At 70.7% G+C, this 10,970-nt stretch carries 11 protein-coding genes; 7 read left to right on the top strand and 4 right to left on the bottom strand.

The window, feature by feature from the left end:
• On the top strand, positions 1-305 hold a 305-nt coding region (locus tag HX774_RS18135; protein ID WP_178828850.1), incomplete at its 5' end, for a hypothetical protein.
• 23 nt (positions 306-328) lie between these two features.
• Here HX774_RS18135 and HX774_RS18130 read toward each other — a convergent pair.
• Entirely contained in the window at positions 329-466 is a 138-nt protein-coding gene (locus HX774_RS18130) for a hypothetical protein (protein WP_178828849.1), read from the bottom strand.
• A gap of 145 nt (positions 467-611) precedes the next feature.
• On the opposite strand from HX774_RS18130, the gene HX774_RS18125 reads away from it, so the two are divergent.
• Positions 612-2,270: a peptide chain release factor 3 gene (locus HX774_RS18125; protein ID WP_178828848.1), complete on the top strand. Its 1,659-nt coding sequence runs from the start codon at positions 612-614 to the stop codon at positions 2,268-2,270.
• A gap of 3 nt (positions 2,271-2,273) precedes the next feature.
• Here the strand turns inward: HX774_RS18125 and HX774_RS18120 are convergent, their stop codons facing one another.
• Positions 2,274-3,038: an SDR family oxidoreductase gene (locus HX774_RS18120; protein ID WP_178828847.1), complete on the bottom strand. Its 765-nt coding sequence runs from the start codon at positions 3,036-3,038 to the stop codon at positions 2,274-2,276.
• Between the two features lie 165 nt (positions 3,039-3,203).
• Between HX774_RS18120 and HX774_RS18115 the strand changes: the two genes are divergently transcribed.
• Positions 3,204-4,703 (top strand): DUF1570 domain-containing protein, encoded by a 1,500-nt coding sequence (locus HX774_RS18115; protein ID WP_178828846.1) that lies wholly within the window; start codon positions 3,204-3,206, stop codon positions 4,701-4,703.
• On the opposite strand, the gene HX774_RS18110 is transcribed toward HX774_RS18115, so the two are convergent.
• Positions 4,695-5,297 carry a YitT family protein gene (locus HX774_RS18110; protein ID WP_255500543.1) on the bottom strand — a complete coding sequence of 201 codons (603 nt, stop codon included), beginning with the start codon at positions 5,295-5,297 and terminating at the stop codon, positions 4,695-4,697. The two genes, HX774_RS18115 and HX774_RS18110, sit on opposite strands and share 9 nt — an antisense overlap.
• A gap of 66 nt (positions 5,298-5,363) precedes the next feature.
• Between HX774_RS18110 and HX774_RS18105 the strand changes: the two genes are divergently transcribed.
• Positions 5,364-6,815, top strand: a complete 1,452-nt coding sequence (locus tag HX774_RS18105) for a PLP-dependent aminotransferase family protein (RefSeq protein WP_178828844.1) — start codon at positions 5,364-5,366, stop codon at positions 6,813-6,815.
• On the opposite strand, the gene HX774_RS18100 is transcribed toward HX774_RS18105, so the two are convergent.
• Complete coding sequence (locus HX774_RS18100) at positions 6,812-7,957, bottom strand: MFS transporter (RefSeq protein WP_178828843.1); 1,146 nt, start codon at positions 7,955-7,957, stop codon at positions 6,812-6,814. The genes HX774_RS18105 and HX774_RS18100 overlap by 4 nt on opposite strands.
• A gap of 56 nt (positions 7,958-8,013) precedes the next feature.
• On the opposite strand from HX774_RS18100, the gene HX774_RS18095 reads away from it, so the two are divergent.
• The 3 genes from HX774_RS18095 (at position 8,014) to HX774_RS18085 (ending at position 10,905) form a co-directional block, all read left to right on the top strand.
• Complete coding sequence (locus HX774_RS18095; RefSeq protein ID WP_178828842.1) at positions 8,014-8,925, top strand: LysR substrate-binding domain-containing protein; 912 nt, start codon at positions 8,014-8,016, stop codon at positions 8,923-8,925.
• A gap of 109 nt (positions 8,926-9,034) precedes the next feature.
• On the top strand, positions 9,035-9,376 hold the full coding sequence (locus tag HX774_RS18090) for a hypothetical protein (RefSeq protein ID WP_178828841.1): 342 nt from the start codon (positions 9,035-9,037) through the stop codon (positions 9,374-9,376).
• Positions 9,377-9,657: 281 nt separating this feature from the next.
• Positions 9,658-10,905 carry a hypothetical protein gene (locus HX774_RS18085; RefSeq protein WP_178828840.1) on the top strand — a complete coding sequence of 416 codons (1,248 nt, stop codon included), beginning with the start codon at positions 9,658-9,660 and terminating at the stop codon, positions 10,903-10,905.
• Positions 10,906-10,970: the final 65 nt, after the last annotated feature.

Below are 10,970 nucleotides of genomic sequence, written 5' to 3'. Positions count from 1 at the left end.
TCGAGAAGCTGGACTTCGACTATGTGCTGGAAATGGGCTGCGACATGTTCGCCGAAGACCCCCTGCTGCACCGGAACGATCCGGCCCGCGCCCGGCGTCTGGCCTGGCTGATCGCGCACAAGACCGAGGGCGTCAACGCCGCCCTGTTCGCCGCGCCCGACGCCGGTTGCGCGCCCGAACTGGTCGAGCCGCGTTTCTGCGCCCTGCCCGAGATGATCATGCGCCAGCTGCAATCGCGCGCCGCCCACGGCCGCCTCAGCGCCGTCGCCGCCGACAAGGCGGTCTGGGGCCGCCTGGCGGCCTGACGCCGCCGCGCTTTTCCGCGCGGCTAGATCAGACTGAACAGCAGATGCACCGCCGTCGCCCCCAGGCAGATGACGCCGAACCCCGCCGCGAGGCAGAGGGCCGGATGGATTTCACGCTGATTGCGGACGGGCGGGACCTTGCCCGGATGCACCAAAGCCATGTCGTTTCCTTTCCCTTGCGGCGTCGATCTCATGGACCGGCGTCTCACAGAAACGAGCATGCCCCTAAAAGCCCCGCTTCGCGAAGGGTCTTTCACGGCATCGTGACAATCGACTTTTGAGCCCGCCCGCGCTACCTGCCGCCCCATGTCGAAACTCACGCTCGCCGAAGAGGCCGGTCGCCGCCGGACCTTCGCCATCATCGCTCACCCGGATGCGGGCAAGACGACCCTGACCGAGCATATCCTGCTGGCCGGCGGGGCCATTCGCGCGGCGGGCGCCGTGCGGGCGCGCGGCGAGAACCGGCGGACGCAATCCGACTGGATGAAGATCGAGAAAGAGCGCGGCATCTCGGTCTCGGCCTCGGTCATGACGTTCGAGCACACCACGTCCGACGGCGTGGCCAAGATGTTCAACCTGCTGGACACGCCGGGCCACGAAGACTTCTCGGAAGACACCTATCGCACCCTGACCGCCGCCGACTGCGCCATCATGGTGCTGGACGCCGCCAAGGGCATCGAGCCGCAGACGCTGAAGCTGTTCGAGGTGTGTCGTCTTCGGGACATCCCGATCATCACCTTCATCAACAAGCTGGACCGCGAAGCCCAGGACCCGATGGCCCTGCTGGACGAGATCGCCTCGCGGCTTCAGCTGGACCCCGCTCCGATCTGGTGGCCGGCCGAGAGCGGCAACCGCCTGCGCGGCATGGTCGAAATGGGCACCGGCAAGTTCCAGCCCTATACGAAGAAGCCTGCCGGCTCGAAAGAGGACGTCCCCCACCCCGCGGCCCTGCCCCTGGCCGAGGCCGCCCAATACTTCGAGGCCGGCGAGCACGAGGCCCTGATGGAGACGCAGGAGCTGATCGAGGCCGGCTATCCGACCTTCAACCGTCAGTCCTTCCTGGAAGGCCATATGACGCCCGTGCTGTGGGGTTCAGCGCTGCGCCACTTCGGCATCGACGAACTGCTAGCGGCCATCGGCGAGTGGGCTCCGCCGCCCAAGGTCATGCCGGCCCGCAAGGAAGCCCCGCCCGAGACCCGCAACGCCCCGGCGCCGGTCGAGATCGAGGTCGAGCCGGGCCAGGCCGAAGTCACCGGCTTCGTCTTCAAGGTCCAGGCCAATATGGACCCCAACCACCGCGACCGCATCGCCATGTTCCGCATGGCCTCGGGCAGCTTCAAGCGCGGCATGAAGCTGAAGGTGCAGAACACCGGCAAGCAACTGAGCGTCAACGCCCCCATCATGTTCTTCGCCTCGGACCGTGAACTGGCCGAGGACGCCTATGCCGGCGACGTCATTGGCATCCCCAACCACGGCGTCCTGCGCGTCGGCGACAGCCTGTCGGAAAGCGGCCTGATCCGGTTTGCGGGCCTGCCCAACTTCGCCCCGGAAATCCTGCAACGCGTCCGCGTCAAGGACCCGTTGAAGGCCAAGCACCTGAAGAAGGCGCTGGAGGGTCTGGCCGAAGAAGGCGTGACCCAGCTGTTCCGTCCCGAACTGGGCTCGGACTTCATCGTCGGCGCCGTGGGCCAGCTGCAGTTCGAGGTCATGGCCGACCGTCTGGGCGAGGAATACAACCTGGACGTCATCTTCGAGCCCAGCCCCTACGCCGAGGCCCGTTGGGTGGCGCCCGCCGGGGAAGGGACCAAGGCCGACCTCGAAGACTTCGCCGGCAAGTACCGCCCGCAGATGGCCGTCGACATCGACCAGGCCCCGGTCTTCCTGGCCAAGTCGTCGTGGGAAACCGGCTACGTCTCGGAGCGTTTCCCCAAGATCGCCTTCACCAAGACCAAGGAACGGGGCTGACGCTCAGGTCTTGCTGCTCGACACCCCGCCGTCGACCAGCATGGCCGTTCCGGTCATGAAGCTGGAGGCGTCGGACGCCAGGAACAGGGCGGCGCGGGCGATCTCGTCCGGCGACGCCATCCGCTTCAGGGCGTGCATCCCCTCGACGAAGGCGATGATCTCGGGCGTGTGGGCGAACTCGCGCCCCGCATCGGTGTCCGTGCCGCCGGGCAGCAGGCAGTTGCTGCGCACGCCGCGCGCCCCGAACTCGGCGGCGATGACCCGCGACAGGCCGACCAGCCCCGCCTTGGCCGCCGCATAGGCCGCCATGCCCGGCATGCCGATGGCGTGGCCGACAAAGGTCGAGGTGAAGATGAGCGAGCCGCCGCCGCGCGCCAGCAGGGCCGGGATCTGATGCTTGGCGCCCAGGAAGGCGGCGGTCAGGTTGATGTCCAGCGTGTCCCGCCAGCGGTCCAGGGCGATCTCGGGCGTCGGCTCATTGGCGCCGATGGCCCCGGCGTTGTTCAGGGCGATGTCCAGCCCGCCGAACCGCTCCACCGCCGTCTGCACCAGACGCTCGGCCAAGGCCTCGTCGCGGATGTCGCCGGGCACGGCGACCGCGCGGCCGCCCTCGGCCTCTATGGCCGCGACCAGGGCCGACAGCTCGGCCTCGCGTCGGGCAGTGACGACCACCGCCGCGCCTTCACGGGCGAACAGGCGGGCGGCGGCGGCCCCGATGCCGGAGCTGGCCCCGGTGATGATGGCGACCTTGTCGGTGAGTGCAGGCATGACGACCTCGTGCGTGAAAGAGGTCGCCTTCCTTTCATGACCCGACGCCGGGGTCTGGCGGTCTTCGGACACGGCATCGCCCCTGACCTGAGCCCTGTGCGGCCAATCGCCGTTTTGCGGTTGTCATGAACGCGCCATAGTCTCTTTCCCGAGAGGTAGGTTCGCATGATGATTCAGCCGCATACGACGCCCGGCCGCAGAGCATTGCGGGCGCTGCGAAACCTGATGCTGGGCGGCGCGCTGGCGCTGTTGTCGGCCCAGGCGGCCCAGGCCGAGTGGCGACGCGCGGAGACCGCCAACTTCCTGGTCTATGGCGAAGGCTCGGAGGGCGACCTGCGCCGCCACGCCGAGCGACTGGAACGGTTCGACGCCCTGCTGCTGCGTCAGCTCGGCGTGGCCCCGGTGCAGGGGGCACGAAAGCTGCCCGTCTATCTGGTCTACACCCAAAGCGACCTGCGCCAGGTGAACCCCAACCTGGGCGAGGGCGTCGGCGGCTTCTATTCAGCCAGCGAAACCGACGTCTATTCCGTGCTGAACCGGCGCGGCGGCGACGACATTCTGTTCCACGAATACGCCCACCACTTCATGTTCCAGAACTTTCCTGGCGGCTATCCGGGCTGGCTCACTGAGGGCTTCGCCGAGTTCTTCATGACCGCCTCGGTCGACAATCCGACCAAGGTTACGGTCGGCTACTTCAATCCGGGCCGACTGCGGACGCTGAATGACGTCGACTGGATTCCGGTGGAGCAACTGCTGACCAGTCGCCCGCAGACGTTTGAGAACCGCCGTCAGCGCAGCGCCTTCTACGCCCAGTCCTGGCTGCTGACCCACTACATGTTCATGGACGCCGAGCGGCGCCGCGGGCTGGACGGCTATCTGGCGGCCGTGGCGAAGGGTACGCCGCCGGTCGAGGCGCTTCAGACCCATCTCGGACACACGCCCGACAGTCTGGAAAAGGCGCTGAAGGCCTATCTGGACGGGACCATGAACTACGCCGAACTGCGCATGGACGAGATGAAGCCGGCGATGACCTTCCAGACCCTGCCCGACAGCGCCGACCGGATGCTGCTGGACAGCCTGAATATCCGCTACCCCAAGGCCGACGCCGACGCTCAAGCCCTGCTGCAAAAGGTTCGGACCGACGCCGCCCGCTTTCCGGGCGACCGGCTGGCTCTGGTCACCCTCGGCCGGGCCGAGATGAACTGGGGCGACGCTGCGGCGGGCGAGGCCGCGCTGACGCAGGCCCTGGCCGTCGCGCCCGACGACCCCGAAGCGCTGCAACTTCTGGCCCGCGCCCGCACCAAGGCCGGCGACGACGCGCCCGACACGCGCGCCCAGAAATACGTGGAGGCGCAAGGCTATCTGGCCCGCGCGCTGCAAGCCGATCCGACCGACTACCGCATCTATCTAGCATTGGCCCGCATCCGGCGGATCGCGGACAACTATCCCAACGACAACGACCTGCAGACCTGGCGGCTCGCCGTCGCCTATGCCCCCCAGGTGATGAGCGCCCGCGCCCAGGCCGCCGACGCCCTGCTGCGGGTCGGTCAGCGCGAGGAGGCGGCGGTCATGCTGGCGCCGGTGGCCAACAACCCGCATGGCGGCGAGCATGTGGAACGCGCCCGGACACTGCTGGATCAGATCAGAGCGCCGGCTTCAGATTGAAGGCGCCGGGCGCACCGCGCGCTTCGGAGCGATCTCGAAGCGGGCCATGAACCACTGGACCAGGGGGCCGTTGGCCAGGGCGTAGAGGACGGTGCCGACCCCGGCCACGCCGCCCAGCAGCCAGCCGATGGCCAGGACGGCGACCTCGATGGCCGTGCGCGCCCAGCCGATGCGCCAGCCGCTGATCTGCACCAGACCCGTGGTCAGGCCGTCGCGCGGGCCGGGGCCGAGGCCGGCGCCGATATAGGCCGCCGTCGCCGCCCCGTTCAGCACGATGGCCGCCGTCAGGAAGACGATCCGCAGCGCCAGCCCCTCGATGGGCGGCAGGGCCAGGAGCGCCACATCCGCCGCCGTGCCGATGACCAGAACATTGCAGAGGGTGCCCACGCCCGGTTTCTGGCGCAGCGGAATCCAGATCAGCAGCACCAAAGCCCCGACCAGGTTGACGACCATGCCGAGGCTCAGCCCGGTCAGCTGCGACAGGCCCTGATGCAGGACGCTCCACGGATTGAGGCCCAGATCGGCCCGGACCATCAGGGCCAGAGACGCCCCGTAGAGCAGCAGACCGAGTTGAAGCTGGATGAAGCGACGCATGAACATGGGGCCATACAGTCGATAATTGGCCTTGTTTTATAGAGCCGCTTTCGTGACGATGGCCTTATGCGCGACAGCCTGGTCAACGCCGCCTCCCTGTCGCGCCAGCTCAACGGCTGGCGCGGGCCCGATGGCGAGCCCGCCTATCGCCGCCTGTCCGAGGCGTTGAAGCTGCTGATCCTCGACGGGCGGCTGTCGCTGAACGCGCGCCTGCCGGGCGAGCGGCGGCTGGCCGAGACTTTAGGCGTCAGCCGCATCACCGTCAGCGCCGCACTGGACCGCCTGCGGGCCGAGGGCTTTGTTCTCAGCCGGACCGGATCGGGCAGCGTCACCGCCCTGCCCGCCAGCGCCGCCTCGCGGCCGGTGCGGCTGGACGGGCCGATGCAGGGCGACGACACGCCGGGCGTCATCGACATGGCCACCGCCTCCATGCCCGCCGACGAACAGGTCCACGCCGCCTACGCCCGCGCGCTGGAGGCCCTGCCCGCCCACCTGCCGGGCCGGGGCTATGAGCCCGTGGGGATCGAGGCCCTGCGCCGCGTCGTCGCCGACCGCTACGCCGCCGAGGGTCTGGCGACGCAGGCGGATCAGATCGTGGTCACGGCAGGGGCTCTGGGAGCGCTCGCCATCCTGCTGCGGGCGACGACGCGGCCCGGCGACCGCGTGGTGGTCGAGCACCCCGGCTATCCCCATGCGCTGGACGCCCTGGTGCAGGCGGGGCTGGACCTGACGCCCGTTTCGATGACGCCGCAGGGCTGGGACATGGACGGGATGCTGGCGGCCATCGCGCGCGTCAGGCCGCGACTGATCTATCTGATCGGGGCCCACCAGAACCCGACCGGCCATGTCCTGTCGGCGGACGACGAGGCCGCCCTGGCCGCCGCCGCGGCCCGCGTCGGCGCCCTTCTGGTGCTGGACGACACCCTGCGCGAGCTGTGGTTCGACCGCCCGCCGCCGCCGCCCGTCGATCACGGCCCGCACGTGGTCCGACTGGGCTCGACCAGCAAGCCCTACTGGGGAGGCCTGCGCGTCGGCTGGCTGCGCGCCCACGCCAACATCATCGATGTGGTGATCCGCCGCCGCCCGTCGCTGGACCTCGGCGTGCCGGTCATGGAGCAGCTGGCCGCCGCCGTCCTGCTGAGCGGCGACCCCGCGCCGCTGGAGGCTCGACGCCGGACCATCGCGCGGCAGGAGGCCCATCTGCGCGCCCGGCTGGCCGAGGCCCTGCCGGACTGGAAGACGCGCCGTCCCGAGGGCGGGCTGTCGCTCTGGGTCGAACTGCCCCGAGCCGACAGCACCCGTCTGGCCCTGGCCGCGCCGGACCACGGGGTGCGGATCGCGCCGGGCGTGCGCTTCGGCGTCAACGGCGCCTATGAGCGCTTCCTGCGCCTGCCCTTCAGCCGCCACGAGGCCGATCTGGACCGCGCGGTCGAGGGGCTGGCCGCCGCCTGGACCAGGCTCGACCGGAGCAAACCGCGCAGAGCGAAGACGCCCGCCGATGTCGAGCCGGTGATCTAGCTCCGTCGCTCCAGCCCGAAGGTCATGGCGAACATCAGGCCGCAGACCAGGCTGGAGGCCAGAAGCGCCAGCCCCGCCGAGCGGTCCAGCAGGACGCCGTAGCTGAGCGGGGCCGCCGCCTGAAGGAAGCGGGCCGGGGTCAGGATCAGGGCCTGACGCGTGGCGTAGTTCTCCTTGCCGAACAGGTGCAGCGGCAGGACGCCGGAGGCCACCGACAGCAGGCCGTTGCCGGCGCCCTGCCCCAGGGCCACGGCCCCGGCCAGACCCTTGCCGCCGAGATAGGCGACCGCCGCCCCGAGCGGATGCAGCAGGGTGGCCAGCCGCAAGACGGCGATGGGCGATCCTTTGCCTGAAGTCAGAAAGGCCAGCAGCCGCACAGCGACCGCCGCGCCCGCCATAAGCGTGGCCGCGCCCGCCGCCTGGGCCGGCTCCAGCCCCAGACGGCCCAGCAGACGCGGCAGGTGGGCGCTCATGGCCGTGGCGATCCACCAGGCCCCGGCGAACAGCACCGCCAGCCGGATCATCCGCCCGTCCCAGCGCACCGGCGCGCTGTCCGCCGAGGGACGCGGACCGGCACGACCGTCCGGCAGGATCGTCAGGTAGAGCGGCAGACAGACCAGCAGATGCAGGACCGCCCAGCCGAAACAGGCCCCGCGCCAGCCGACCCACTCAATCATGGCCAGGGTCGCGGGCCAGCCCAGGGCTCCGCCGAAGGCCCCGATCAGGGACACCGCCGTGATCGGCTTCTTCGCCGCTTCGCCGTGGAGGGCGACCAGAACCGCGAAGGCCGGGCCGTAGAAGCCGACCCCCATGCCGATCCCCAGCGTCAGGATCGACGCCGCCACGCTGACCGGCCCCTGGGCCAGACCCAGCCCGCCCAGCCCCAGGGCGAAAACGACGGAGGCCGCCGCCAGAACCTCGCGTCCGCCGCGCCGGTCGACCCAGCGGCCGCCGAACGGGCTGAGGACCGCCGAAATCAGAAAAGCCCCCGACAGCCCCGCGAACACCAGAGACGGCGTGGTTCCCGTCCCCGCCGCCAGAGGCTCGGCCAGGACCCCCAGCAGATAGTAGCTGGAGGCGAAGGCGACGATCAGGCCGAAGCCGAGGACGGGGACGATCAGACGAGAGGCATGGGACGACATAGGCCGCTCTGATCCCCGCATTGCCGCCGGGGCGAAAGCGACCTATCGGGAGAGGCATGTTCGAAAACCTCACACCCGGCGCCGCCCTGCCCTCGCTGAACGCCCTGCGCGCCTTCGAGGCCATGGCGCGGACCGGCAGCGCGACCCTGGCGGGGGCCGAACTGAACGTGACCCACAGCGCCGTCAGCCGACAGGTCAAGGCGCTGGAGGCCCAGATGGGGGTGCGGCTGTTCGAGGGGCCGCGTCACGCCCTGAGCCTGACGCGGGCGGGCCGGGACCTGCTGCCCGATCTGACGGCTGCGTTTGACGGCCTCGCCGCAGCGGTGGCCCGTGCCCGCAGCGAAGGCCAGGACCTGCACGTCGCCGTCAACGCCAGCCTGTCGGTCAAGTGGTTGATCCCCCGCCTGGCCGACTTCGGGCGGCGGCATCCCGAGATCCGGGTGCATCTGGTGGAACTGGCGCCCCATGCCGTCAGTCATCGCGGCGCCGACGTGGTGCTGCGTCTGCTGGACCCCGAGCGGATCGAGACGCTGCAGGCCGAGCGGATCATCGCCAACGCCGTCGGCCCGGTGATTGCGCCCTCGCTGGCCGGCGGCGATCCGCGCGCGGCGGTGCTGACCGCGCCGCGACTGACGGCGCGCACCCACGTCACCGGCTGGAAGGACTGGGCTGAACTCAGCGGGCGGCGTTCCACAGCCACGTCCGAACGTCCGGTCGCCCACCTGCATTTCGTGCTGGACGCGGCCCTGGCCGGCTGGGGCGCGGCGGTCCTGCCCTGGGCGCTGGCGGCGGAGGCGGTGCAGGACGGGCGGCTGCTGGCGCCGTTCGGCTTTCACGCCGACGGCGGCGCGGTCTCGGCCATTCCCGGCGCGGGCGAGCCGTCGCGGGCGCGCCGCGCCTTCGTCCGCTGGCTGGTCGATCAGGGCCAGGCCGTGCCCCCTGCGCCGAGACCTGAGCCGCCGCATTGACTGCAACCTGAAGTTTGCATGAACGCGTCTTTCATCCGACACACGACCGTGGTTCTCTATGGCGGTGCGGCGCCGGGTTCACTCTCGTCGGGGCGCCGTGGAGTTTCAGATGTTCATCGCTGTCGTCACAACCGCGCTTGCGGTTCTGGGCCAGGCCCAGACGACCCGGCTCGTCTCCTATGACGAGGCGGTGCGGTGCGCTGGGCTGACCCAGGCGGCGTCTGAACTGGAAGGCGGCGAGAGCCGCTATGGCCGCACCCTCTATGACGCCGCCCTCTACTGGTCGCTGGCGGCCATGCAGGCGGCCACCGCCTCGGGCCGCGACCCCGTCGCCGCCGAGAACGACCAGACGCGCGCCCGTCTCGATTCGGTCAAACGCCTGTCCGCCGGAGAGGCCGAGGCCCGCGCCGTGCTGACGCGCTGCCGCCAGAAAACCCCTCGCCTGGGCTAAAACGATGGCTCTTTCCTCCCCATTCCATGGGGAGGTGGCGCGGCGCAAAGCGCCGTGACGGAGGGGGCGGCGCAGCGATCTCAGGACCAGGCTCAGTGACTGGAGGGCGGCGACTCCCCCTCCACCGCTACGCGGTCCCCCTCCCCATGGAATGGGGAGGAAAGCCAACCGCGCGAATTTCACGCATATGCTCAAGTCGAACCCATCCCGCGGCGCTGCGTTTGCTTGTGCGTCACCAGGATCGCCCTCGCGATCCCGAAGCGGGACGATGAAGGCCAGCGATGTTCGAATTCGGCAGAGATCTGCGACGGTTGTTCGAGAAGGCGCGCGACAGCGACGATCTCGGCTGGCTGGAGTTGATCGGCCTGGGTCTGGTCGAGGTCGAAGCCCGGCAACAGACGGTGGACGCCGGGCGCGTCTCCTGCCAGCGCCCGCACGAAGCGGCCCTGCGCGCCTCGGCCCTGTGGCGCGAACACGCCCGTCGCTGCGGCGCCGCCGCCAGTCTGGACAAGGCCGAGGCCGCCGCCCGCGACGCCGCCCGCCACGCCCGCAACGACGACCAGACCATCCGCGCGGCGCTGGAACTGGCCCATACCGGGATGCTGGCTTTCGACCTGTGCGGCGAACCCGAACGGATCGACGCGGCCCTGACCCTGCTGAAGGCCCTGCCCGCGGCCCGCCGCAGCGACACCGCCGCCGCCGTCGCCGCCCTGAACGCCCGTCTGCGGGCGCGTCTGGCCTCGATCTCGGGCGAGATCGCGGCGTTGCAGGAAGCCTCAAGCCTGATGGACGCCGCCCTGCACGGCCTCAGAGGCCAGCGCCCGCTGGAGGATGATCTGCGGCTGGACCGCGCCGCCCTGGCGCTGGAGGCCGGGCTGGCCGCGCGCGATCCGCGCCTGCTGGATCAGGCCGGCGGCGATCTGCGCGCCCTGGTGGAGGCCGCCTCGCCCGAGCAACGCCCCCTCAGCCGCGCCCGCGCCCTGGCCCTGTGCGCCGCCGGCATGGCCGCGCTGGCGGCCATCGCCGACGACGTCACCGCCCGCGATCAGGCCCACGCCCTGTTCGACGCCGCCGCCGACCAGTTCACCCCCGACCACAGCCCGCTGGACTGGGCCGCCATCCAGGTCTTGCGCGCCGAGCGCGAGACCCTGCCGCTGCTGGTCCTGATTCAGGCCGAGGCCCTGACCGAGGGCGGCGGACTGGTGCTGGGCGCCCTGGCCCACGAACGCCGCGTCGCCCAGGAAACCACCCGCGCCGGTTCGGTCGGCGACCTGTCGGCCCTGCTGGAGATCGAGACCGGGCTGCGCCGGCGGCTGGTGCGGCCGTCGATCCTGGCGACCCCCCTGGATTGGGCCTCGGACCAGATCGGCATGGCGCGGATCGCCCTGGCCCGCGCCCGCTGGACCGGCCAGACCCCGCGCGGTCTGGGGCTGATGCTGGTCGAGGCCGCCGCCACCGCCCGCGAACACGGCGCCCCGGCCCTGGCTCAGCGCGCCGAACGCCTGGCGCGGACGCCGGAAACCGCCTGAGGCGCAAGCGCCGCCGCCTCTCCCTCCCCGTTCGGGGAGGGTGGTCGCGAAGCGACCGGGTGGGG

Origin of the sequence: Brevundimonas sp. P7753 (assembly GCF_013386595.1) — a bacterium.
Taxonomy (GTDB): domain Bacteria; phylum Pseudomonadota; class Alphaproteobacteria; order Caulobacterales; family Caulobacteraceae; genus Brevundimonas; species Brevundimonas bullata.
The sequence above is the reverse complement of the archived record's forward strand: the minus strand, read 5'-3'. Positions and strand labels throughout refer to the sequence as shown.